The sequence below is a fragment of the Pseudomonas sp. SH10-3B genome, from assembly GCF_019891415.1.
In the GTDB taxonomy this organism is placed as follows: Bacteria; Pseudomonadota; Gammaproteobacteria; order Pseudomonadales; family Pseudomonadaceae; genus Aquipseudomonas.
The window spans coordinates 156,511-180,377 of sequence record NZ_JAFLXD010000004.1; the positions used below are offsets into that span (position 1 = coordinate 156,511).

Consider the following 23,867-nt stretch of genomic DNA (forward strand, 5'->3'; position numbering starts at 1 on the left):
ATGATTGGCAACCAATTGGCGATAAATCGTCGTTTTGGTGTGGATGTTGTTACTGGGAGTAGGGAATGATGGATCGCCTGTCGAGCATGAATGCTTTTGTGATGGCTGCTGAGTTGGGCTCGTACGCGAGGGCTGCCGAGCGCTTGGGGATGTCGCCGCAGATGGTGGCCAAACATGTCACCGCTCTGGAGCAGCGCCTGGGCGCTCGCTTGCTTAACCGCACCACACGAAGGCAAAGCCTGACGGAGTTGGGGAGCGCGTACTACGAGCGTTGCAAACATATCCTGGTAGAAGCCGAGGCTGCTGATTCACTGGCGCAGATCATGAACGACACGCCGCGCGGCAAGCTGAAAATCACGGCGCCCGTCACCTTCGGCTCCTACAGCCTGATGCCGTTGATTACCGGGTTCCTGCGCGACAACCCGGATGTGGAAATCGACCTGCACCTGACCGACCGTTTCGTGGACCTGGTGGAGGAGGGCTATGAAGCCGCTTTTCGTATCGGCCCCCTGGCGACCACCGGCCTGACAGCCAGGCCACTGGCACTTTACCGCCTGGTGGTCTGCGCTTCGCCGGAGTACCTGGCGGCACGCGGTACCCCACAGGTCCCGGCGGACCTTGAGCGTCATGAATGCCTCGGCTACGCCTTCTGGTCGCGGCCGGCGGATCGCGAGTGGGTGTTCTACCAGGCTTCGACGCCTTATAAGGTGCAAGTTGCCAGTCGCTTGCAGATCAATGAAAGCAGGGCCTTGATGTCCGCCGCGCTGGATGGTTTTGGCATCGTGCTCGGTCCGGAAGACTTCTTGCGCCGGGCATTGGCCAGGGGCGAATTGGTGAGAGTGCTGCCGGACTTTGAAGCCCCGAGCCGGCCGATGCACCTTGTCTACACGGCGAACCGCCAGCGTACGGCCAAGCTGAGACGCTTCGTCGAAGCGGTGTTGGGACGCTTCGGTGCCCCTTGATGCGTGCTGCTTCAGCAATCCGACAGACACAACCTGTTAAAAAAGTACCCAGGCCTGAGCAGGAGCACGGCTGAAACACGGGGGCATTTTTACCGGTGCAGGTGTTGGGCGATAACGCCCGAGGGGGTTGTATGTTGTTACGTTACGCGGCATTAGCGGCAGTTGTGGTCGCGGCGTCTGGGTGTGTGCAGGAGCGCGTGGTGCATGAGCGCCGGCCTGTACAACGTGAATATGTCGAGGTGGTCGCGCCACAACCGCCGCCGGCCCAGGTCATCGAAGTCGAGCCTGCCGTACGTGAAGGTTACATATGGTCACGTGGTTACTGGCGCTGGGAGGGCGGGCGCTACGTTGCCGTACACGGCCATTGGGAGCCGGTGCGCGAAGGCTATCGTTATGTGCATCCGCATTGGGTGCAGCGCAATGATGGCTACCACTGGCAGGTGGGTGGCTGGGTTCGTTGAACCCCGACTAGGACGGCTTCTTTGTACCCAGGAGCCGTACTTCCCGCAGCAGCGCGGCACCGAGTTGATCGGTGCCCAGTTCCTTGTATCCCACGGCCTTGACCTCTCCGTTCTCTTCGGCCTGGATGATGATCACCGGTGTCTCTTTGCCGCTGGCTTCGTCGATGTGAAAAGCGTATTGGGGAATATCCACCTTGATCGGCGTACCGGCGGCCTTGCCTTGCACATTGATCAGGAACGCTGCGCAGCCGTTGTCCACATCCACACTGGTGGCAGAACGCCCGCTGACGAAGCAGCTCTTTGGCAGGTCGGGCCAGATGATCTCCGCCAGGGCGAGGGACGGCGTCAGGGCCAGGGCAGCAAGAAGAAGCGTGCGCACGTGGGGCGTTCTCTCGATTAGGGATTGACGCGATTTTTACCAAAGCCTGCCCCTTGCCGCAATGTTGCCGCTCAGCCCAGACGCTTCATACCTGCTGCCTTGGCCGCACCGAGGTCAAAGGTAGCGGTGTATTCGCACCCGGCGGCGTGGGCGCAGCGCTCTATCAGGCAATCGGCAAAATCGGCGTTGTTGGCCGTGAACCGTCGAAGCGCCTGCCAGATGACCTCGGCATGTTCGACGGTCAATTCACGGGTGCGCAGCAGTGTTTCCAGAACGACGACAATGTCATTTTTGGCACATTGGTAGCAGCTCTGTAATACCCATACCAGCTCCACCACGGACACCAGGCTGACAAACCCTGGCGAAAGCGTGGTGAGGGATTCGATCAATTCGCAGGCCTTGGGGGATTGAACGGGATCATCCTGGGTGACGTAGCGCACCAGCACATTGGTATCCAGCCCGATCATCCAGCCTTGGCTCCCTGTGCTGCGATGGCGCGGTTCATGTCGTCAATGGACACGGCCCTGGCAGGCTTCCGGATCAGCCCCTTGAGATCATGGACAGTCTTGCTCGCTGCAATGATGGAAAACTTGCCATCTTCCGTTTCGACGAACTCGACGCGGTCGCCTGTTTCCAGGCCAAGTGCGGTCCTGACTTGGACGGGGATGGTGATTTGCCCTTTTGAGGTAAGTGTGGCGGTCGCCATGGTAAAGATCTCCAGCATGATGCTCCTTACCTTAGGGTAAGGAGTGGTGGAGGACAATATCCGTTGGTCCATAGGTCGCTCTTCAGGTGGAGGGTGAGTCGGGGTCATGAAAACCTAGTCCGAACTCAGCCCTCCCGCACGCTTAACCATGCTGCAAAGAAATACAAACTATGACCGACCGCCAGTAAAGCCTGGCGGCTGTAAGCAAATTACCTGACGAGCTCACTGTACTACGCGATAACACGGCACATACGCCGCGCCACCCGGCAACTTCATGCGATGCTGGGCAACGAACGCCTGCAACAGCTCATCCAGTGGCTTCATGATGGCCGGGTCGCCGTGGATCTCGTACGGGCCGTGTTCTTCGATCAGGCGAATGCCCTTGTCCTTGACGTTACCCGCCACGATCCCCGAGAACGCACGGCGCAGGTTGGCCGCCAGTTCGTGGGGGGGCAGTGCGTGGCTCAGTTGCAGGCTGGCCATGTTGTCGTGGGTCGGGTCGAACGGGCGCTGGAAGCCTTCGTCGATCTTGAGCAGCCAGTTGAAGTGGAACGCGTCGTTGCGCTCGCGGCGGAACTGTTTCACCGCCTTGAGGCCGGCAGTCATCTGGCGGGCCACTTCGGCCGGGTCGTCGATGATGATCTGGTAGTGCGCCTGCGCGGCTTCGCCGAGGGTGGCGCCGACGAAGGCGTGCAGTTGTTGCAGGTACGGTGCGGCTTGTTTCGGCCCGGTGAGAATGACCGGGAAGGGCACGTCGCGGTTGTCCGGGTGCATCAGGATGCCCAGCAGGTATAGGAACTCTTCGGCCGTGCCGGCGCCGCCGGGGAAGATGATGATGCCGTGGCCGACACGCACGAAGGCTTCCAGGCGCTTTTCGATGTCCGGCAGGATCACCAGTTCGTTGACGATCGGGTTCGGCGCCTCGGCGGCGATGATGCCCGGCTCGGTCAGGCCCAGGTAGCGGCCGCCGGTGATGCGTTGCTTGGCGTGGGAAATGGTCGCGCCCTTCATCGGGCCTTTCATCACGCCCGGACCGCAACCGGTGCACACGTCGAGGCTGCGCAGGCCGAGTTCGTGGCCGACTTTCTTGGTGTATTTGTATTCTTCGGTATTGATCGAGTGCCCGCCCCAGCACACCACGATCTTCGGCTCGACACCCGGGCGCAGCGTGCGGGCGTTGCGCAGCAGGTGGAACACGTAGTCGGTGATGCCCTGGGAGTTGCTCAGGTCGATGCGCTGGCTGTCCAGCTCGTTCTCGGTGTAGACGATGTCGCGCAGGGCGCTGAACAGCATCTCACGGGTACTGGCGATCATTTCGCCATCCACGAACGCGTCGGCGGGCGCGTTCAGCAGTTCCAGGCGCACGCCACGGTCCTGCTGGTGGATGCGCACTTCAAAGTCTTTGTAGGCGTCGAGGATGGTCTTGGCGTTATCGATATGCGCGCCGGTGTTGAGGATCGCCAGGGCACATTGGCGGAACAGGGTGTAAATGCTGCCGGTACCGGCTTCGCTCAGTTGCTGGACTTCACGCTGGGACAGGGTTTCGAGGCTGCCCTTGGGGCTGACGGAGGCATTGATGACTTGGCGTTGGGGCATTCTGATTCCTTGAAAGCACAGCCACCGCGCTGCTCAGAAGGCGATGGCTTGAGAAGGGTGGGCGCCGAATTCGGTCGCACGAGACGGATATTTACCTCAGGCGCAAGGCTGAGTGCAAACACCGCCCACCACCATCATGCCGCAGAACTTACTCAATCAGCTTCCAGTTTTTGTAGAAAACCCGACGCAGGGTAAAGACCAGCCCGGCAAAACCCGCGATCACCGCGTTAAGCACGGACGGCAGCGGCGTCGGCCTCACGATATCGATAAACAGGCAGTAGCGCTTGGCATCGTTCTTGTTGAAGGACGCGTGCATCAGCGTGTCATCAAAGATAAACAGCGGGTCGTCATGCCAGTAATGCTTGTGCTTGCCGACCTGGATGTACACGCCGTCGTGATGGGGCGCCGGCGCCATGTTGTAGAGCACGCGGAACATCATGCGCAGCGGGCCGAAGTGAAAGGACGTCGAGCGGTTTTCGTTGAATACCGACACGCCGATGGTCTTCACGAATGGCAGCTTTTTGCGCAGTTCAGGAATATCCAGGGTGGTTTCGATCGGCCGTCCGTACCATTGGAAAAACAACATGCCGCGTTTTTTCTCGGCCATGCGCACATCCAGGTAGCCGATGATTTCTTCCTTGTGGGCCATGGCATCGTCGATGACCTGTTGCAGGTCCTCGCGCCAGGCGGGTGGCAGGTCGCGCATCGTATAGATGTGGCGATTGCGCGAGCTCAACAGGTCGAACAGCGTGTTGAACGGCGCCAGCAGCCAGGTGTTGCGGCCACTGCCGATAAAGTATTTGCTCAGGGTCGGCCGGTCATACAGACCGTTACGCAGGAAGTCGTAGACGCCGCACACCCCTACCAGGCAGAGGAACACCAGCGTGGTTTCGGGGAACACATCGATTATCAGCAGTACGCCGAGCACCCAGGCGACCGATACCGCTTTCTTGCGCAAAGCAGACTTGTTCATGCACTCAGCTCCAGAAGGATGCCATTCGACAGGTCCGGATCCCTGGCTGCGAGTGGTGGGATTTTGAAACATATAGAAACAACTCCGTCATAATAAGACGTTCGCCGCCGAATAGGCGTTTTAAATACGGTGAAATCGTGAAGGCTCTACACGCTCGTCAACCCTGGCCGGGCGTGTGTGGATTGGATTTTGTAAACAGAAGATTTGCGACTATCGTGACGCTTCGGTTTTTCGGACGTCATAGACCGGTACGATTGAAGTTGAATGGCCACCACTGGCCTTCGGCACCTTGGAAGAGGCAGAAATTTTATGATCATCAAACCGCGGGTTCGTGGCTTTATCTGTGTGACCGCTCACCCTGTTGGCTGTGAAGCGAACGTCAAGGAACAGATCGACTACGTAACTGAGCACGGCGCCATTGCAGACGGCCCGAAGAAGGTGCTGGTCCTCGGCGCTTCCACCGGCTACGGCCTGGCCGCGCGCATCAGTGCAGCGTTTGGCTGCGGCGCCGACACCCTGGGCGTGTTTTTTGAGAAAGAAGGCGAAGAAGGCAAGCTGAGCTCCGCCGGCTGGTACAACAGCGCCGCGTTCGAGAAGTTTGCCGTCGAAAAAGGCCTGTACGCCAAGAGCATCAATGGCGACGCGTTCTCCGATGAGATCAAGCGCCTGACCATCGAAACCATCAAGAAAGACCTCGGCAAGATCGACCTGGTGGTCTACAGCCTGGCCGCGCCACGCCGTACTGATCCCAAGACCGGTGAAGTCTACAACTCCACCCTCAAGCCAATCGGCAAGGCCGTGACCCTGCGCGGTATCAATACCGACAAAGGCGTTGTGGTCGACACCACCCTCGAGCCTGCCACCCAAGAAGAAATCGACGGCACCGTGAATGTCATGGGGGGCGCCGACTGGCAGCTGTGGATCGATGCCCTGCGTGATGCGGACGTACTGGCCGAAGGCGCCAAGACCACCGCGTTCACCTACCTCGGCGAGAAGCTGACCCAGGATATCTACTGGAACGGTTCCATTGGCGAAGCCAAGAAAGACCTGGACAAGAAAGTCCTGACCCTGCGCGACAACCTCGCAGCACTCAAGGGTGATGCCCGCGTATCGGTGCTCAAGGCAGTGGTCACCCAGGCCAGCTCCGCGATCCCGATCATGCCGCTGTACTTGTCGTTGCTGTTCAAAGTGATGAAAGAGCAGGGCACCCACGAAGGCTGCATCGAGCAGGTCTACGGCCTGTTCAAGGACAGCCTGTACGGCAGCGAACCGAAGCTCGACGCCGACGGCCGCCTGCGTGCCGACTTGGCCGAACTGGAACCCAAGGTCCAGGACGCCGTGGCGGCCTTGTGGAACCAGGTCACTGACGAGAACGTCAATGAGATCAGCGATTTCGCCGGCTACAAGGCTGAGTTCCTGCGCTTGTTCGGCTTTGAAGTCGATGGCGTGGACTACGACGCTGACGTCAATCCGACCGTGAAGATCAATGGCTTGATCCAAGCGTAAGTGATGTGACTGATAGCGGCCTGATCATCGGGTTATCAGGCCGCTGTCTTCCCTGTCATGATTCAAGCAAGACTATTTTTTGCCAGAGTGAAGGCGGACCGCCTCACGTTGGTCACTTCTTTTTCCCACAAGGGATTCAACGGTACGTGATAACCGCAGTCCTTGGCGGTCTTGATGAGTTCTGCCATTTCCCTATGGTCGTGGATGATGCTGATTTGATCGAATTGACCCAGTTTTGCCGGTAGGAAAAACGTCGCTGGGTAATTGGCGGCCACTTCCGTAGCCGGGCTGCCCGAGTCTGCATTGTGATGAACCACTCTCTCTCCCTCGCCGACCAATTTTTTATTGATCAGCCCTATCATCTGCGCTATCCGTGGTGTTGCGTTGCCAAGGTGGGCATCCTCTTTCCGGTAGAAGTGGGCGGGTCTGTCAAAGTCTGCGCGTAGCGCGTCCGGAACTTGCTTATAGCGTTCAACTCGACCCTTGAAGACACTGTGGGCTACGTCCGGTATGGGGAGTTTGTCCTGGGGGCCGAAGTCGCTGATATGGGGCGCAATCAGGTGCAGGTCGTAATCGGCGGTCAACGGTTTGCCTTCTGCATGCTTGGCCAGCACTTCAAGGGGCTTGGCCTGATGGGTGATGAAGTAGCTGTCGCTTGAAGGTGACGTGCGATGGCCTTCAAATGTATAGGTTTGCTGACTGGGCCCGCGGGCGCTTAATTGCAATGTGCCGTCAGCGCCTTGAACGGCCAGTTGGGTTATGTGGCCGAGCTTGACCAATACATCAAGGCGTTGGCTCGACAGCTTCAGGGGAGTTGCAACTGCATGGCCTTCTTGGATGCACGCCTGGATTTGCTCATTGGCCTTGGTCACTTTGGCCGGTGTTTTTTCGGTAACTTGTTCAAGTTTGCTGAACGCCTGGTCTATACAGATCAACCCTGCCTGAGGGCCCCAGTTGGCGCTCTTCCCTTTGATATGGAAGTCCTTGGTGGGGTGCCCGGCTTCTATCAGGCCTGTTGCGACGGTTTCGACCGGGCGTATGCCTATGATGGAATTGGTGGTCATTGCGATGTCTTGCAAGGCGGCAAGATGGCTTGGCACGATACCTGTTTCGTCCTTGACCCGGTCGACCAGCACGTCTGTGGGGATTTTTGCACCCCGGGCAATATAGTTTTGCAGCGCAGCAAGGCTGTATGCGGAAGGGGAGGTCACTGAAGAGGTCATGCTGTTCATTGAAGTTCTCCAAGTCATATCAACAGCGAAGTTCGTTGATTCCCTCCAGACGCTGGCTCCCTGAGTTGTAAGCCCGAGATTAAAGTGAGGGCGCCTTCAAAGGGGAAGAACAAATGTGACTATCAATGTGAGATAGAATCCGCGCATTAAAGCTAAAGGCCCGTATTAGCAAGGGAAGCTGCTGTTTCCCCGCGCACGCCTTGTTTGAATCTAAGAAAGATCCTACTCGTGCTTACTTGCTGCTAAAGGCCGGATACATGCCAAACTGTCCTGACTCTGGCGTTGCACCAACGGGAGGAACCCATGACGATCCGCGCAGTAGTGTTTGACTTTGGCGGTGTACTGTTCGACTGGAACCCGCAGCACCTGTACCGCAAGTTGATTGCCGACGATCAAGAGCGGCAGTGGTTCCTCGATAACATCTGTACCCAGGCCTGGAACACCGAGCAGGATGCGGGGCGGCCGCTGGCCGAAGCCACGCAAAGCCTGATCGATCAATATCCCCACCATGAACCCTTGATCGCGGCCTACTACGACCGCTGGCACGAAATGCTGCGTGGCGCGTTGCCCGAAGGCGTGGCGATTCTCAACGCGCTGCATCAGGCCGACATGCCACTGTTTGGGCTCACAAACTGGTCGGCGGAGACCTTTCCCTATGCGCTTGCCAATTACCCCTTCCTGCGGAAATTTCGCAACATCGTGGTGTCGGGCGAGTTGAAGTTGATCAAGCCCGACGCGGCGATCTACCACGCCAGCCTCAGCCAGATCCGGGTGTACCTGCCGGATATCCGGCCGGGGGAAGTGGTGTTTATCGATGATGTCGCCGGCAACGTCGAAGCGGCCATCGCCCTCGGCTGGCAAGGCATTCACCATGTGTCTGCCGAGCAGACGGCTGCGCGATTGCGCGAGTTGGGCGTGGGCTTCTAGCGCGCCCACTTTTCCATGGCGAAATCCACAAAGGCGCGCAGCTTCGGCAAGCGATAACGATCCTGGCCGTACAGCAAATGCATGGGCCGGCTGGGCAGTTGATAGGTGGTCAGCAAGGCCACCAGCTTGCCGGTTTGCAGGTCCGGCTGCACCAGGGCATCCGGCAGCATGACGATCCCCATGCCTTGCACGGCTGCCTGGCGCAAGGCCTGGGAGCTATTGATAGTCAGCGAGCCGGACACCGGAATTTCCACTTCGCCTTCTGCACCGCTCATGCGCCACAGCTTGTCGGCGTTGCGCCAGTCGTCGGTCGACGGATAGGCGAACGCCAGGCAGTCGTGCCGTTGCAGATCCTCGGGCGTTTGTGGCGTACCGCGTCGGGCCAGGTAATCCGGTGAGGCGCACAGGGTGATGGTGTAGTCCTGCATCGGTCGGGCGATCAGGCTTGAGGCTTCCAGTTCGCCCAGGCGGATAGCCACATCAAAGCCGCTGTCGACCATGTCCACGCGCTGGTTGCTGAGCACCACGTACAGCTTGATCAGCGGGTAGCGTTGGGAAAACTCGCTCAAGGCCGGCGCCAGGCGTTCGGTGCCAAAGGCGGGTGGGGCGGTGATGCGCAGGGTGCCTTTGGGGGTGTCACTGTGGGCCTGTTCGGCCCATTGCTCGGAGTCGGCGACCAGCCCCAGCACTTCCAGGCAGCGCTGGTAATACTGGCCGCCGAACTCCGTCAGGCTTTGCTTGCGTGTGGTGCGCTTGAGCAGGCTGACGCCCAGGCGCTGTTCGAGGGCGCGCAAGTGGTTGCCGACCATGGTGGTCGACATCCCGCAGGCTTGGGCTGCGGCGGTCATGCTGCCGGTCTCGACTACTTTTACGTACACCGACATCGCCTGGAATAAATCCATTATCAAGTCCTGATTTAAAGTCATTGCAGGAAAATGCAGTTTATCCAGCTCGGGTGGCTAACGATACTTCAACCCATCACAACGATGCACTGGAGCCCGCCACTATGACCGCCGCCTGCCTGATGACCACCTATCAACCTTTGGCCCTGAGTTTTACCCGTGGCCTCGGCACGCGCCTGTGGGACCAGCAGGGGCGCGAATACCTGGACGCGGTGGCGGGCGTGGCGGTGACCAATGTCGGGCATTCCCACCCGAAACTGGTGGCGGCGATCAGCGAGCAGGCTGGCCTGTTGTTGCATACTTCCAACCTCTACAGCATCGACTGGCAGCAACGCCTCGCCCAGCGCCTGACCCAGCTGTCCGGCCTGGACCGTGCCTTCTTCAACAATTCCGGCGCCGAAGCCAACGAGACGGCGCTGAAACTGGCGCGGTTGCATGGTTGGAAAAAAGGCATCGAGGAACCGTTGGTGGTGGTGATGGAGAATGCCTTTCACGGCCGCACGTTGGGCACCATGGCGGCGAGCGATGGCCCCTCGGTGCGCTTGGGGTTTCAACGCTTGCCGGGGGATTTTCTCAAGGTCAGGTTTGGTGATCTGGCGGCGATCGAGGCAATCACCCAAACGTTCGGGACGCGAATCGCGGCAGTTTTGCTGGAGCCCATCCAGGGCGAAAGTGGCGTACTGCCAGCGCCACCGGGTTATCTGCAAGCCCTGCGCGATCACTGCACACGCCACGGTTGGTTGATGATGCTGGATGAAATCCAGACCGGCATCGGCCGTACCGGCACGTGGTTTGCCTTCCAGCATGAAGGCATCGTTCCCGATGTCATGACCCTGGCCAAAGGCCTTGGCAACGGCGTGCCCATCGGCGCCTGCCTGGCCCGTGCTGCGGTAGCCCAGTTGTTCACACCCGGCAGCCATGGCAGTACCTTCGGCGGCAACCCGCTGGCATGCCGGGTGGGCTGCACCGTGTTGGACATTATCGAAGAACAAGGCTTGTTGCAGAACGCTGCGCAACAGGGCGAACGCTTGCTGGCGCGGTTACGCATGGAGTTGGAAGAGCACCCGCAGGTGCTGGCGATGCGCGGGCAGGGCCTGATGATCGGTATTGAGTTGGCCAGCCCCTATCGCGATCTGGCCCAGCGCGCCGCCCAGGAACATGGGCTGCTGATCAACGTGACGCGGGGTAAGGTCATTCGCCTGTTGCCGCCGCTGACCCTGGAGACCAAGGAGGTCGAGATGATCGTGCGGGCCATCACTCGGCTATTGAGCTAGGTCTTTTCCGTTGAGCCACTCCTGGTTCATGGTTTCGGTATCGCCCAGGTATTCCAATAACCACGCCATGGCCGGCGACAGTTTGTTCTGTGCCCAGGCCACGCATGAGGGGCTGGCGGGGAAGGGGCGCATCAGTTGCAGTGCCACCAATTCACCTCGTTCGATCCACGGCAATACCTGATGCGCCGGTGCCATGCCGACGCACAGGCCATCGCGCAGGCAATCGATGGCGGAGGCCCAGTTCGGCACCACCAGGCGCCGCTGGTTATCCAGGGTCCAGGTGTCGCGCTTGGGCAGGTTGCGCGAGGTGTCGGTCATGCACAGCGAGGCGAAGGGGCGCAGTTGGTCGTCATTGAGCAACCCTTCCACCGCCGCCAACGGGTGCCGGACGCTGACCACGCACAGCCAATTCAATAAGCCCATGTCGCGAAAGGTGAAGTGACTGGCTACCGGCACGGCGCTGGTGGCACCGATGACTATATCGGTGCGCTCATCTGCCAAGGCATCCCACACGCCGTTGTACACCTCGTATTCCAGCAGCAATTCCACTTCGGGAAACTGCCGATAGAAATCCAGCACCAACTGACGGCAGCGTTGGGGTTTGACGATGGAGTCCACGGCCACCTTCAACTGACCGCTCCAACCGTTCGCCACCTGCTGGCACAGGCGCCGTGTGCCGAGCATCTTTTTCATCACGCTGCGGGCTTCGTCTATAAATAGGCGACCAGCCGGGGTGAGCTCCACGTCGCGATGCCGACGCACAAACAGCGGCACCGCCAGCCACTCTTCGAGCTGGCGCACCGTGTAGCTGACGGCCGACGGCACGCGGTGCAGTTCCTGGGCGGCGGCGCTGAAGCTGCCATGACGCGCTACCGCATCGACGACATCCAGGGAGTATTCGGACCACATGAGGGTTGCCTTCAAAATTATTGATAACAGTCGCCAATTATTATCGCTTCACACAGAAACTGTCAGCTTCATAATGGGCGGCAGTCAGCAAATAGTTTGATGGCAAGATTAACAAGGCTTCAATGAAAAATTCTTTTGGTTTCACCTGGTATCTGGCGGGGCTGAGCATGCTCGGTTATCTCGCCATGGACATGTATTTACCGGCGTTCGGCGCCATGGGCGAGCAGCTGCAGATTGGCGCAGGTGCGGTGGGCGCCAGCTTGAGTATCTTTCTCGCCGGTTTTGCCGTGGGGCAGTTGCTGTGGGGGCCGTTGTCCGACCGTCTGGGACGCAAGCCAATCCTGCTCGCAGGCTTGAGCCTGTTTGTCGTGGGGTGCGCGGGGATGTTTTGGGTCGAGACCGCGCCGCAGTTGCTGGCCTTGCGCTTTATGCAGGCGATTGGCGTGTGTTCCGCCGCTGTGAGCTGGCAGGCGCTGGTAATCGACCGCTACCCGGCCGATAAGGCCCACCGTGTGTTCGCCAGCATCATGCCGTTGATGTCGTTGTCGCCGGCGCTGGCGCCGCTGCTGGGCGCGATGGTGCTCAACCACTTCGGTTGGCAAGCCATCTTCGGCGTATTGCTGGGCGTGTCGTTGCTGTTGTTGTTGCCGACGTTGTTCCTGCGCTCCGTGCCGAAACCTCAGACGCGGGAAGGCCAATCTTCGCGCCTTGGCTATTGGCAATTGCTCACCTCCCGGGTGTTTACCGGCAACGTGATGATCTTCGCCGCCTGCTCGGCCAGTTTCTTCGCCTGGCTGACCGCTTCGCCCTTCATCCTGGGCGACATGGGCTATAGCCCGAATGACATCGGCCTGAGCTACGTGCTGCCGACATTGGCGTTTCTGGTGGGGGGCTACAGTTGTCGCAGCGCCCTGCAGCGTTTCCAGGGCAAGACGCTGTTGCCGTGGTTACTGCTGGCCTATTGCATCAGCATGGTGGCGTTGTACCTGGTCGCGACCTTGAGCGTGCCGACGCTCACCACCTTGCTGATTCCGTTCTGCCTGATGGCATTGGTCAACGGCGCCAGTTACCCGATTGTGGTGGCGAATGCGCTGATGCCTTTTGCAGAAAATTCCGGCAAGGCGGCGGCACTGCAAAACACCCTGCAATTGGGCCTGTGCTTTCTTAGCAGTCTGCTGGTGTCATCGATGATCGAGCAGCCGTTGCTGATCACCGTGATCGTGATGCTGGCAACCGCGCCCTTGGCCGTGTTGGGCTATTGGCTGGCGCGGCGCAAGGCAGACGATTCGGAACTGGCCGCTGCCTAGAACGTCACTTCCACGTTCACCGTCGGCGTTGACGTGCGGCTGCCCCGGCCGCCGTCCACGCCGAACTTGTTATGCCAGTACTCGTAACCCACGCCGAGGTACAGGTTCGGCTTCACGCCCTTGCCCGGTCGCACCGCGACCATCAGCGCGCTGCGCATCAAGGCTTCCGGTGCCGTGTCACGGCCATGGTAGTCCTCGCCTTTTTCCCCGACGTAATTGATAAACCCCTGGAATTTCGCCGCATGGTTGCCGATCTCGAAAGGGCGCATCCACGTCAGGTTGAGCATGTAGGTGTCGTCAAACGTGTGGTTCGACTCGTGTGCGCCGGGGATCCCGGTGTGGTTGCGTTCCTTGTAGTACATCAGGCTCAGGTCCAGCACGCCCACGCTGTTTAACTTCAAGGTAGGGCCGATCACCAATGCGCGTTTTTTCGCCGAAGCGAAATTGTTGTTGCGGTTGGCATCAAAGCCCAGGGTCAGCGCGTAATCCTTGATCAGCCCGGTGCCCAGCGGCACATCCAGCACCCGTGACGCATACAGTTGATGCCGGTACACCGCGTACACCTCACTGCCGCCGTGGTCCGTGCCCTTGCGTGGGTCGCGGCTGTCGGACAGGAACACATCCAGGTTGAGGAAGTTGCTGCCATATCGGTAGCCGCTGGCGTGGGTAAAGCTGTAGATGCGCTTGCTGAATTCGTCGGGGTTATTCGGATTGGTGAACTGCTGGCCGTAGCGAAAACCGACGCTGTTGTTCATCCATTCCACCGCGACGGCCTCCCCGCCGCCGAGGAGGGTAAGTGCGACGGTTGCTCCCTGTAATGCCTTTTTCATTGTTTTAGCTTCCTGTGGCGTCCTGGCTCATCACGGCCGAATTGTTTTTGTAACGCCGATGGAGGGTATCTTGTTCGATTGATTGTATACAACTCTATGGACATCCAGTCTAAAGATTGCATACAGTGACTGCACAACAAAAACAGAGACCCCCTCACCATGACTATCCCGAAGGCGTCACCGCAGCGGCCAGAAGATGAGAATCTCGGCGTCGCCGCCAACATGGCTTACGGCCTGCAGCATGTGCTCACCATGTACGGCGGCATTGTCGCGGTACCCTTGATCGTCGGCCAGGCGGCCGGGATGTCACCGGCAGATATCGGCCTGTTGATCGCCGCGTCGTTGTTTGCCGGTGGCCTCGCCACCCTGTTGCAAACCCTTGGCCTGCCGTTCTTTGGCTGTCAGTTGCCGCTGGTGCAGGGGGTGTCGTTTGCCGGTGTGGCAACCATGGTGGCGATTGTCGGCAGCGATGGCGCCGGCGGGGTGCCAGCGATTCTCGGAGCGGTGATGGCCGCGTCGTTAATCGGGCTGCTGATCACACCGGTGTTCTCGCGGATCACCCAGTTTTTCCCGCCGTTGGTGACCGGTATTGTGATTACCACCATCGGCCTGACCCTGATGCCCGTGGCGGCGCGCTGGGCCATGGGCGGTAACAGCCGCGCAGCGGATTTCGGCAGCATGCCCAATATCGGCCTCGCGGCGTTGACCCTGGTGCTGGTGCTGCTATTGAGCAAGATCGGCAGCGCGAGTATCTCGCGCCTGTCGATCCTGCTGGCGATGGTGATCGGCACGGTGATTGCGGTGTTCCTCGGTATGGCGGACTTTTCCGGCGTCACCCAGGGACCCATGTTCGGTTTCCCTGCGCCATTCCATTTCGGCATGCCAACTTTCCACATTGCGGCGATCATTTCCATGTGCATCGTGGTGATGGTGACCCTGGTGGAAACCTCAGCCGACATCCTGGCGGTGGGCGAAATCATCGACACCAAGGTCGACTCCAAGCGCCTGGGCAACGGCCTGCGCGCCGATATGCTGTCGAGCATGTTCGCGCCGATCTTCGGTTCGTTCACCCAGAGTGCCTTCGCCCAGAACGTTGGGCTGGTGGCGGTGACCGGGGTGAAGAGTCGCTTTGTGGTGGCAACAGGTGGGGTGTTCCTGGTGATCCTCGGCTTGCTGCCATTCATGGGGCGGGTGATTGCGGCGGTGCCGACGTCGGTGTTGGGCGGTGCCGGGATTGTGCTGTTTGGCACCGTGGCGGCCAGTGGTATTCGCACCTTGTCCAAGGTGGATTACCGCAACAACATGAACCTGATCATCGTTGCCACCTCCATCGGTTTCGGCATGATCCCGATTGCTGCGCCGAGTTTCTACGATCAATTCCCCAGCTGGTTCGCGACCATTTTCCACTCGGGTATCAGTTCGTCGGCGATCATGGCGATCCTGTTGAACCTGGCGTTCAACCATTTCACCGCGGGTAATTCGGACCAGCAATCGGTGTTTGTGGCGGGGACTGAGCGCAGTTTGTGTTTCCACGACGTAGCGGCGTTGCGTGATGGGGACTATTTCAGGGGTGGCAAGTTGTTTGATGCCGAGGGCAAGGAAATTCCATTGGTGGCGGAGGTGCCAAGGAAAGCAGCGCACGCTGAAACCACAGAGGTCTAAAAATGCGGGAGGGGCACCGCCCCTCCCACATTTGGAACTCAACCGGCCTTGCGGACGGGGTGCGGCACAGAACACGCCTCATCCAGAAACTTCACCACGGTGCCCATGCACGCCTGGCGCTCTTCGACGTGGGGCATGTGGCTGGAGTCTTCAAACAGCGCCCAGCGTACGTCCGCGATCTCATCCAGGAACGGCTTGACCACCAGTGGCGTGGCCTCATCATGCCGGCCGGAGATCACCAGGGTCGGCACCTTGATCGCCGACAGGCGGCCAATGGATTTCCAGTCCTTCAGGCTGCCGATCACGTGGAACTCGGTCGGGCCGCTCATGGCGTGGTACACCGTGGGGTCCGAGTCGACCTGGGCGAAGGTACGCGCCACTTCTTCCGGCCACGGGTTAACGCGGCACACATGCTGGTCATAGAACACCCGCGAGGCGGCGAGGTATTCCGGGTCGTTATACGTGCCGGCGGCTTCATGTTTGAGCAGGGTTTCATGCACGCCTTGGGGCAGCAGTTTGCGCAGGCGGTTGGCCTCGCTGACCCAAGTGCGCATGCAGGTCGGCGAGTTCGCCGGGATAAACGCGCGCAGGCCTTTGGGTTGCAGGATCGCGTGTTCACTGCCGAGCATGCCGCCCCAGGACTGGCCGAGGATCGCGTAGTTTTGGCTGATCTGCAGGTGATCCAGCAGGTTATCCAGTTCTTTAAGGAACAGATCGACGGTCCAGAAGGACGGGTCTTTCTCAGGCAAGTGCGTGGAGCGGCCATTGCCCAGTTGGTCATAGTGGATGACGGCATGGCCGCTGGCCGCGACATCCTTGAAGGCGTCGACATAATCATGGGTGCAGCCGGGGCCTCCGTGGATGATCACCAGCGGCGTACGACCGCTTGCCAGGTCGCCAGTGACGCGGTACCAGGTCTGGTAGTCGCCAAACGCGGCATACCCTTCGCGGATTTTTTCGATGAAGTCCATTTCGTACCCTGCTTTGAAAAAAGGATCAGGGACACGATAGTCTGCGCGCGAAATTTAGGTAACTAGCAAAACAGCTAGGTTTTGCCGGGGGATCAGTCGTCCAGCAGGCGGTAATGGGTGGCGCGGACCACCGCTTGTACGCGGTTCTTGGCGCCCAGTTTGTGCATCGCCGAAGCCAGGTGCAGGGTGACAACTGCCAGTGAACGGCTCAATTGTGTGGCGATTTCGGCCGCAGTCAGGCCGTCGGCGGCCCATTTGAGGCATTCGCGTTCACGTTTGGTCAGGTGAATGTGTGGGTAGGTGCGTAGTTCCTTGCTGAATAGCGGGTAGGCCGCTTCCTGCAATGCATGGGAAATCAGGCTGAAGTCCGACAAGGTCTGCTGCGCATCCGGCAATACGGTGTGAGCTTTGCCGATTCGCAGGCCCGTCAGCGAAGCGAAACCGCCCCGGGGCAGGTGGATCGGTACGCTGACGCCACAGGTCAGTTGCTGGTCGTGCAGGTAGGACGACACGGGGGCGTGGCACGGGTCGATGATTTTTTGCAGGGGGGTGTTGGCCTTGGCTTCGTAGGACCAGACAAACGGTGACACCGTGCTCAGGGACAGGTGTTGCACCGGGTCTATCTGGTAAAACCCCTCGCTGCACCACAAGGCATGCCAATCGGGCGGCGTGTTGCGCAGTTCCAGCACCGAAGGGGTGATCAATGCGCCATCCTGGTCCATCGGCACCGGGGTGTAGTCGTACACCAGTGCATCGAAGCCCAACTGCTGGGCGAGGATGAATGTGTTGTCCATCTGCTCATCCAGGCTCCTGCCCGGCATCAGACGTTGATTGAAGGCAGTCAGCTTGGTCAGCATCCGTTCTGCTCCCGAATTCATTTGAATCTCGACTTGCTGCAAGTAGAATGCCACGCCCCGGCGAAGGACTGCCAGGCCAAACCTATAAGAAATACTAGGTTATGGACGCACGGCATCCTCGGTAGTGTTGGCCTGATAAGCGGCCGCTACCCGCCAGGCCGATACAACACAAGGAATGTATGCATGTGGCGTGAAATTGCCCCCGACCAGCAGTACAACGTGCAAGTCGACGGCTATAACCTCGTGGTCTACAGCTTTGGCGAAGGCGATGAGGTGCTGTTTTGCCTCAACGGCGGGCCGGGCCTGCCGTGTGACTACTTGCGCGACGCCCATGGCTGGCTCAAGGACCATAACCTGCGAGTGGTTGCATTCGACCAGCTTGGCACGGGCGCATCAGCCAGACCGACCGATGTTTCCCTGTGGGAAATCCGCCGTTATGTCGAAGAAGTCGAAACCGTCCGCCAAGCCTTGGACCTCGGCCGCGTGCACCTGCTTGGGCATTCCTGGGGCGGCTGGCTGGGCATCGAATACGCCATCCATTACCCCGACACGCTGAAAAGCCTGATCCTGGAAAACACCGTCGGCGACATTCCGCATCTGTCCCAGGAGCTGCAACGCCTGCGCGGCGCCCTGGGCAGTGAAACCGTGGCCATGATGCAGCGTCATGAAGCCATGGGTACCCTCGACCACCCGCAGTACCAGGCCGCGATCACCTTGCTCAACTATCGTCACGTCTGCCGTCTGGACGAATGGCCCGAGCCGGTCAAGCGCTCCCTCGGCGACTGGAACATGGGCCCCTACGAAACTATGCAGGGCCCCAACGAATTCCTCTACATCGGCAATCTCAAGGACTGGAACCGCATCCCCGAGATGGGCGATTTCAAGATGCCGATCCTGATCACCACCGGCCAGCATGACGAACTCACCCCGGCCTGCGCCCTGCGCATGAAGATGGCCGCCAGACACGCCGAACTGCATGTATTTCCCAACAGCAGCCATATGCCGTTCTACGAGGAACCCCACGCGTATTTCCCGGTACTGTTGGACTTTCTCGCCCGCCACCGAGGCTGACAGATGAACCTGGCGCGCTACCGTTTTGTCCTGTCCCGGCCGCTGCAATTGCTGCCGGTACTGTTTGGCATCAGCCTGATCACGTTTGTGCTGGTGCGCTCGATTCCGGGCGATCCGGCGCGTGCCTTGCTGGGCTCGCGCAGCACCCCAGATGCCTTGCTGAAAATCCGCGCCCAGTACGGCCTCGACCAGCCTCTGTGGCAGCAGTATTTCTACTTCCTGAAGAACCTGCTCAAGGGCGACCTCGGCCAATCGCTGTTGTACAAAGTCGATGCCTTGAAGTTGATCGTCACTCGCATCGAGCCCACGCTGGTGCTGGTGCTCGGCAGCGTGGTGCTGGCGCTGCTGATTGCGGTGCCGCTGGCGACGCTGGCCGCGCGCAATAAAGGCGGGTGGGCGGACAACCTGATCCGCGTGTTCACCACCGTGGGCCTGGGCATGCCGGCGTTCTGGCTGGGCCTGATGCTGATCCTGCTGTTCAGTGTGCAATGGGGCTTGTTCCCGGTGTCCGGCTACGGCCGTACCTGGCTGGACAAGGCGCACCATATGGTCTTGCCGTGCCTGACCATCGCCCTGGCGCTGTCGGCGGTGCTGGTGCGCAACCTGCGGGCGAGCATGTTGATGGAACTGCAGGCCGACCACGTCACTGCCGCGCGGGCGCGTGGGCTGTCGGAAGCGGCGGTGTTCCGACGCCATGTGCTGCCCAATTCCCTGGTGCCGGCGGTCAACCTGCTGGCGGTGAATATCGGCTGGCTGATCAGCGGCACCGTCGTGATCGAAAGCCTGTTCGCCATTCCCGGCATCGGCCAATTGCTGGTGCGCGGTATTTTTACCCGCGATTACATGGTGGTGCAGGGCGTTGCCATGGTGCTGGCGTGCGCGACGGTGGTGGTCAACTTTATCGCGGACGTGGCCACGGTGGCCCTCGACCCACGGGTGAAGATGCAATGAGCAGCCGTCCACTGATTACCCCGTGGCGCCTGCGCCTGCGTTTTGGTTTTCGCAATGGCCGACTCACGGCCGCGTGGGGGCTGTTGATTCTGTCGATGTGGTTGGTCCTGGCCGTGTTTGCGCCGTGGATCGCGCCCTATGACCCGATTGCGCAAAACACCGAGATGGCCTTGCTCGCCCCCGGACTGATCCATCCATTCGGTACCGATAACTACGGTCGAGACATCCTTTCGAGGGTGATCTGGGGCGCGCGCGTCGACCTGCAGCTTGCCATCATCGGGGTGATTTTCCCGTTTATGATCGGCACGTTTATAGGCGCCGTTTCTGGCTATATCGGCGGGCGCTTCGACAGTTTCTGCATGCGCGTGATTGATGTGGTCCTGGCGTTCCCGTTCCTGGTGTTGATGCTGGCGATCATGGCCATCCTCGGTCCGGGCCTGAAGAGTTTCTATATCGCCATGGCGCTGGTCGGCTGGGTGTCGTATGCGCGGCTGATCCGCTCGCAAATCCTGGTGCTCAAGGAAAGCGATTTCGCCCTGGCCGCCAAGAGCCTGGGGTTTGGCCATGGGCGCATCCTGTTCCGGCATTTGCTGCCGAATGCGATGTTTGGCTCGATTGTGTTTTCCATGTCTGACGCGGTGCTGGTGTTGCTCAACGGTGCGGCTGTGAGCTACCTGGGACTGGGTGTGCAACCGCCGACGGCGGAGTGGGGCACGATGATTGCCGAAGGGCAGGCGTTTATCACCACGGCCTGGTGGATCTGCACCTTTCCGGGGTTGGCCATTGTGACCCTGGCCATGGGCTTCAGCCTGCTGGCCGATGGTGTGGCGCAAGTGTTGGGGGATCGCTCATGAGCCTGTTGCAGGTGCAAGACCTCAGCGTGATCGCCAACAACGCCGGGCGTGATGTGACCCTGGTCGACCGCGTGTCCTTCGATCTGGCCGAAGGCGAAATCCTCGGTCTGGTGGGCGAAAGCGGCTCGGGCAAGACCATGGCCTGCCGTGGCTTGATGCGCCTGTTGCCGTCGCCCAACCTGCGCGTGCAGGGCGGTGCGGTACGCCTGGCCGGCCAGGACCTGCTGCCACTGGATGACGCTGGCATGCGAGCAGTGCGTGGCGGGCAGTTGGGCATGATCTTCCAGAACCCCAGCAGCCACCTCGACCCCTTGATGCGCATCGGTGATCAGATCGCCGAAGGCATCCGCCTGCATCAGGGCGCGTCGAAAAAAGACGCGCGCCGACAAGCCATCGAGGTGTTGCGCCAGGTGGGCATTCCCGATCCCCAGGCACGGGTCGACAACTATTCCCATGAGTTTTCCGGTGGCATGCGCCAACGCGCGATGATCGCCGTGGCCCTGGGCTGCAACCCGAAAGTACTGATTGCCGACGAGCCGACCACGGCCCTCGATGTGACCGTGCAGGCGCAAATCCTGCGCCTGCTGCTGGACCTGCGTGACCAGCGCGGCCTGTCGATCATCATGATCACCCACGACCTCGGCGTGGTTGCGCAAACCTGTGATTCCATCGCCGTGATGTACGCCGGGCGCCTGTGCGAACACGGCAGCAAGTACGACTTGCTCGCCCATCCGCAACACCCGTACACCGCTGGCCTGATTGATTGCCAGCCGGCCCACAGCAGTGGCCATGCGTTGCTGCGCACCATTCCCGGCCAGCCGCCGTTGCTCGATGCGTTACCCGAAGGCTGCCGCTTCAACCCGCGTTGCCCGCAGGTTGGCGCGTTGTGCACCGAACTGTTGCCCGAAGGCGCGCGCGTGGCGTGTCACTACCCGTTGGGAGCACGCCCATGAGCCTGTTGCAGATCAAGGACCTGGAGGTGCGATTCGCCGCGTCCGGCACGGGTGTGTTCGGCCTGAACAAGCAATGGGTGAGGGCGGTGAACGGTGTGTCGCTGAGCCTGGCCGCCGGTGAAACCCTGGGGTTGGTGGGAGAGTCCGGCAGCGGCAAAAGCACATTGGGGCGGGCGATCCTGCACCTCAATCCGATCAGTGCCGGGCAGGTGCTGTTCGATGGCATCGACATGGCCCATGGCAGTGCCATCGACATCGCCCGCTTGCGCCACGAGACCGCGATGATCTTCCAGGACCCCTACGCCGCGTTGAACCCGCGCCACACCATCGGCGAAACCATCGCCGAGGTGCTGCGGGTGCAGCGCAAAGTCCCGGCTGCGCGTGTCCCCGTTCGCGTCAACGAGCTGCTTGACCTGGTCGGCCTGCGCCCCGAACTGGCCAGTCGCAAACCCGGTTCACTCAGTGGCGGCCAGTGCCAGCGCGTGGGAATCGCCCGGGCGCTGGCGGTGGAGCCACGCCTGATCATCGCGGATGAATGCGTGGCGGCCTTGGATGTATCGATCCAGGGCCAGATCATCAACCTGTTGCTGGAACTGCAACAGCGCATGAACCTGGCGATCCTGTTTATCGCCCACGACCTGGCCATCGTGCGGCGCCTGTGCGACCGCGTCGCGGTGATGTACCTGGGCAAAATCGTCGAGGAAGGTCCGGTGGAAGCGGTCTTCACCTCACCGCGCCATCCGTATACCGCAGCGTTGATCGAGGCGATTCCGGAGATTGATCCGCATCGGCCTTTGCCTGCAGAACCGTTGCCTGGCGAGCCGCCGAGCCCCCTGCATTTGCCTACGGGCTGTGCCTTTCACCCGCGTTGCCGGTATGCCCGGACGATGTGTTCCGTGGTATTGCCGCCTACCCATTTCCTGCACGAGCATCGGTACAGTTGCGTGCTTGAAGAACCGTTGACCCTTCCTGCCCATCATGAACAAGGAGTTATGACATGCAATCGCGCCACTTGAAGTTGCTCGCCGCTGCTACGTTAACCGCGTGGTCCCTCACTGCCGGGCTGGCACAAGCCGCCGGCGTCCTGACCATCGGCTGCCGTGAAGACAGCACCACGTTTGACCCGATCAAAAGCGCGCAGAACCGCGACACCTGGGTCTTCGCCAACGTCTACGACACCCTGGTCCGCGTGAATAACCTGGGCACCAAGATGGAGCCGGGCCTGGCTGAAAGCTGGGAGATTTCCAAGGACGGCCTGACCTACACCTTCAAACTGCGCGATGCGAAGTTCTCCGATGGTTCGGCGATCACCGCCGAGGATGCGGCGTTCAGCCTGTTGCGCATCCGTGATAACAAGGCCTCGCTGTGGGCTGACCCCTTCAACCTGATCAATACGGCCAAGGCGGCAGACGCGAAAACCCTGGTCGTCACGTTGAAGACCCCGGCGGTTGCCTTCCTTTCGCAACTGGCTTCGCCAACGGTCTCGATCCTGTCGGAAAAAGCCATGACCAAGATGGGCGAAGACGCCTACTCGGAAAATCCGGTGACCTCCGGTGCGTTTACCGTGGACGAATGGCGCAAGGGCGACCGGGTCATCCTGAAGAAGAACCCGAACTTCTGGCAGGCCAAGAACGTCAGCCTGGATGGCGTGGAGTGGGTTTCCGTGACCGACGACAACACGCGCATGCGCATGGTGCAGAACAACGAGTTGGACACGGCGATCTTCGTACCGTTTTCCCGGGTTGAAGAACTGAAGAAAGACCAGAACGTGGTGATCCACTCCGACCCGTCCACCCGTGAAGATCACCTGCTGATCAACCACGCCCACGGTCTGCTGGCCAAGCAGGAAGTGCGCGAGGCGCTGGACATGGCGATCGATAAACAGTCGCTGGTGAAAACCGCCACTTACGGTCAAGGCACGGTGGCCTATTCCTACATCCCGAAAGGCTCGTTGTTCCACTACGCCAACAACCTGCAACGTCCGTATGACCCGACCGCCGCCAAGAAGCTGTTGGAAAAGGCTGGTGCGAAGGACTTGAAGCTCAACTATGTGGTCAACGCCGGCAACGAAGCCGACGAGCAGATCGCGGTGATCATCAAGGACCAGTTGGCCAAGGTCGGTGTGACCGCCAACCTGCAGAAAGTCGACCCGACCCAAAGCTGGCAGATGCTGGTGGACGGTGAGTACGATATTTCGGTGATGTACTGGACCAACGACATCCTCGACCCGGACCAGAAGACCACCTTCGTGCTCGGCCACGACACCAACCAGAACTACATGACCCGCTACAAGAACGACAAGGTCAAGGAGCTGGTGGCGGCGGCGCGCATCGAGGCTGACCCGGTCAAGCGTGAGCAGATGTATGTCGAGTTGCAGAAACTGGCGAAACAGGATGTGAACTGGATCGACCTGTACTACAGCCCGTACATCAACATCTCACGCAAGAATGTGAGCAACTTCCTGCAAAACCCGCTGGGGCGCTTCACCCTTGAGGAAGTGGTGAAGAACTAAGAGCCAGAGAACACCGCAATACAAATGTGGGAGGGGGCAATCCCCCTCCCACATTTGGTTCCGGTTGGGTCA

The 23,867-nt window shown here is 60.1% G+C and carries 24 protein-coding genes; 13 read left to right on the top strand and 11 right to left on the bottom strand.

Annotated elements, in window-relative coordinates; translation table 11 throughout:
• Positions 1 to 65: 65 nt before the first annotated feature.
• Both J1G35_RS05010 and J1G35_RS05015 read left to right on the top strand, forming a co-directional pair.
• On the top strand, positions 66 to 962 hold the full coding sequence (locus J1G35_RS05010) for a LysR family transcriptional regulator (RefSeq protein WP_223013893.1): 897 nt from the start codon (positions 66 to 68) through the stop codon (positions 960 to 962).
• Positions 963 to 1,093: 131 nt separating this feature from the next.
• Positions 1,094 to 1,423 (top strand): YXWGXW repeat-containing protein, encoded by a 330-nt coding sequence (locus tag J1G35_RS05015; protein WP_053132380.1) that lies wholly within the window; start codon positions 1,094 to 1,096, stop codon positions 1,421 to 1,423.
• Between the two features lie 7 nt (positions 1,424 to 1,430).
• Here J1G35_RS05015 and J1G35_RS05020 read toward each other — a convergent pair whose 3' ends face one another.
• From J1G35_RS05020 to J1G35_RS05040, 5 genes are all read right to left on the bottom strand, one after another.
• On the bottom strand, positions 1,431 to 1,802 hold the full coding sequence (locus tag J1G35_RS05020) for a hypothetical protein (RefSeq protein WP_053132382.1): 372 nt from the start codon (positions 1,800 to 1,802) through the stop codon (positions 1,431 to 1,433).
• A 71-nt stretch (positions 1,803 to 1,873) separates the two neighbouring features.
• A complete protein-coding gene (locus J1G35_RS05025; RefSeq protein WP_053132385.1) occupies positions 1,874 to 2,269 on the bottom strand; it encodes a type II toxin-antitoxin system VapC family toxin in 396 nt (131 codons plus the stop codon).
• Entirely contained in the window at positions 2,266 to 2,523 is a 258-nt protein-coding gene (locus J1G35_RS05030) for an AbrB/MazE/SpoVT family DNA-binding domain-containing protein (protein ID WP_082340966.1), read from the bottom strand. The genes J1G35_RS05025 and J1G35_RS05030 overlap by 4 nt, the downstream gene beginning before the upstream one ends.
• Before the next feature lie 207 nt (positions 2,524 to 2,730).
• A complete protein-coding gene (gene ppnN / locus J1G35_RS05035) occupies positions 2,731 to 4,104 on the bottom strand; it encodes a nucleotide 5'-monophosphate nucleosidase PpnN (protein ID WP_053132389.1) in 1,374 nt (457 codons plus the stop codon).
• A gap of 148 nt (positions 4,105 to 4,252) precedes the next feature.
• Entirely contained in the window at positions 4,253 to 5,077 is an 825-nt protein-coding gene (locus tag J1G35_RS05040; protein ID WP_223013895.1) for an aspartyl/asparaginyl beta-hydroxylase domain-containing protein, read from the bottom strand.
• Between the two features lie 309 nt (positions 5,078 to 5,386).
• Between J1G35_RS05040 and fabV the strand changes: the two genes are divergently transcribed.
• Positions 5,387 to 6,583 carry an enoyl-ACP reductase FabV gene (gene fabV, locus J1G35_RS05045; protein ID WP_053132395.1) on the top strand — a complete coding sequence of 399 codons (1,197 nt, stop codon included), beginning with the start codon at positions 5,387 to 5,389 and terminating at the stop codon, positions 6,581 to 6,583.
• A gap of 62 nt (positions 6,584 to 6,645) precedes the next feature.
• Here fabV and J1G35_RS05050 read toward each other — a convergent pair whose 3' ends face one another.
• Positions 6,646 to 7,815 (bottom strand): CyaA/EF/ExoY family adenylyl cyclase toxin, encoded by a 1,170-nt coding sequence (locus J1G35_RS05050; protein ID WP_262417148.1) that lies wholly within the window; start codon positions 7,813 to 7,815, stop codon positions 6,646 to 6,648.
• Between the two features lie 303 nt (positions 7,816 to 8,118).
• Between J1G35_RS05050 and J1G35_RS05055 the strand changes: the two genes are divergently transcribed.
• Positions 8,119 to 8,742 carry an HAD family phosphatase gene (locus tag J1G35_RS05055; protein ID WP_053132398.1) on the top strand — a complete coding sequence of 208 codons (624 nt, stop codon included), beginning with the start codon at positions 8,119 to 8,121 and terminating at the stop codon, positions 8,740 to 8,742.
• On the opposite strand, the gene J1G35_RS05060 is transcribed toward J1G35_RS05055, so the two are convergent.
• Complete coding sequence (locus J1G35_RS05060) at positions 8,739 to 9,644, bottom strand: LysR family transcriptional regulator (protein WP_223013899.1); 906 nt, start codon at positions 9,642 to 9,644, stop codon at positions 8,739 to 8,741. The genes J1G35_RS05055 and J1G35_RS05060 overlap by 4 nt on opposite strands.
• Positions 9,645 to 9,748: 104 nt before the next feature.
• Between J1G35_RS05060 and J1G35_RS05065 the strand changes: the two genes are divergently transcribed.
• The gene (locus tag J1G35_RS05065) at positions 9,749 to 10,918 is read left to right on the top strand and encodes an aspartate aminotransferase family protein (RefSeq protein ID WP_223013901.1); all 1,170 of its coding nucleotides are present in this window, start codon (positions 9,749 to 9,751) and stop codon (positions 10,916 to 10,918) included.
• On the opposite strand, the gene punR is transcribed toward J1G35_RS05065, so the two are convergent.
• The gene (punR, locus tag J1G35_RS05070; RefSeq protein ID WP_223013903.1) at positions 10,907 to 11,827 is read right to left on the bottom strand and encodes a DNA-binding transcriptional activator PunR; all 921 of its coding nucleotides are present in this window, start codon (positions 11,825 to 11,827) and stop codon (positions 10,907 to 10,909) included. The two genes, J1G35_RS05065 and punR, sit on opposite strands and share 12 nt — an antisense overlap.
• A gap of 122 nt (positions 11,828 to 11,949) precedes the next feature.
• Between punR and punC the strand changes: the two genes are divergently transcribed.
• Complete coding sequence (gene punC, locus J1G35_RS05075) at positions 11,950 to 13,134, top strand: purine nucleoside transporter PunC (protein ID WP_223013904.1); 1,185 nt, start codon at positions 11,950 to 11,952, stop codon at positions 13,132 to 13,134.
• Here the strand turns inward: punC and J1G35_RS05080 are convergent.
• Complete coding sequence (locus J1G35_RS05080; protein ID WP_223013906.1) at positions 13,131 to 13,964, bottom strand: nucleoside-binding protein; 834 nt, start codon at positions 13,962 to 13,964, stop codon at positions 13,131 to 13,133. The genes punC and J1G35_RS05080 overlap by 4 nt on opposite strands.
• A 159-nt stretch (positions 13,965 to 14,123) precedes the next feature.
• On the opposite strand from J1G35_RS05080, the gene J1G35_RS05085 reads away from it, so the two are divergent.
• Positions 14,124 to 15,626 (top strand): nucleobase:cation symporter-2 family protein, encoded by a 1,503-nt coding sequence (locus J1G35_RS05085; RefSeq protein WP_223013908.1) that lies wholly within the window; start codon positions 14,124 to 14,126, stop codon positions 15,624 to 15,626.
• A gap of 38 nt (positions 15,627 to 15,664) precedes the next feature.
• On the opposite strand, the gene J1G35_RS05090 is transcribed toward J1G35_RS05085, so the two are convergent.
• Positions 15,665 to 16,597, bottom strand: coding sequence for a proline iminopeptidase-family hydrolase (locus J1G35_RS05090; protein WP_053132419.1), 933 nt, complete (start codon positions 16,595 to 16,597; stop codon positions 15,665 to 15,667).
• 92 nt (positions 16,598 to 16,689) lie between these two features.
• A complete protein-coding gene (locus J1G35_RS05095; RefSeq protein ID WP_053132422.1) occupies positions 16,690 to 17,454 on the bottom strand; it encodes a LuxR family transcriptional regulator in 765 nt (254 codons plus the stop codon).
• A 183-nt stretch (positions 17,455 to 17,637) separates the two neighbouring features.
• Between J1G35_RS05095 and J1G35_RS05100 the strand changes: the two genes are divergently transcribed.
• The 6 genes from J1G35_RS05100 to J1G35_RS05125 are packed head-to-tail and all read left to right on the top strand — an operon-like array spanning position 17,638 to position 23,795.
• Positions 17,638 to 18,525 (top strand): proline iminopeptidase-family hydrolase, encoded by an 888-nt coding sequence (locus J1G35_RS05100; protein WP_053132425.1) that lies wholly within the window; start codon positions 17,638 to 17,640, stop codon positions 18,523 to 18,525.
• A gap of 3 nt (positions 18,526 to 18,528) precedes the next feature.
• Entirely contained in the window at positions 18,529 to 19,476 is a 948-nt protein-coding gene (locus J1G35_RS05105) for an ABC transporter permease (RefSeq protein ID WP_053132428.1), read from the top strand.
• Positions 19,473 to 20,330 (top strand): ABC transporter permease, encoded by an 858-nt coding sequence (locus tag J1G35_RS05110; RefSeq protein WP_223013910.1) that lies wholly within the window; start codon positions 19,473 to 19,475, stop codon positions 20,328 to 20,330. Before J1G35_RS05105 ends, J1G35_RS05110 begins: the two co-directional genes overlap by 4 nt.
• A complete protein-coding gene (locus tag J1G35_RS05115; RefSeq protein WP_223013912.1) occupies positions 20,327 to 21,283 on the top strand; it encodes an ABC transporter ATP-binding protein in 957 nt (318 codons plus the stop codon). Before J1G35_RS05110 ends, J1G35_RS05115 begins: the two co-directional genes overlap by 4 nt.
• Positions 21,280 to 22,299: an ABC transporter ATP-binding protein gene (locus J1G35_RS05120; RefSeq protein ID WP_223013914.1), complete on the top strand. Its 1,020-nt coding sequence runs from the start codon at positions 21,280 to 21,282 to the stop codon at positions 22,297 to 22,299. Before J1G35_RS05115 ends, J1G35_RS05120 begins: the two co-directional genes overlap by 4 nt.
• Positions 22,281 to 23,795 carry an ABC transporter substrate-binding protein gene (locus tag J1G35_RS05125; protein WP_053132438.1) on the top strand — a complete coding sequence of 505 codons (1,515 nt, stop codon included), beginning with the start codon at positions 22,281 to 22,283 and terminating at the stop codon, positions 23,793 to 23,795. Before J1G35_RS05120 ends, J1G35_RS05125 begins: the two co-directional genes overlap by 19 nt.
• The last annotated feature ends 72 nt before the right edge of the window (positions 23,796 to 23,867 follow it).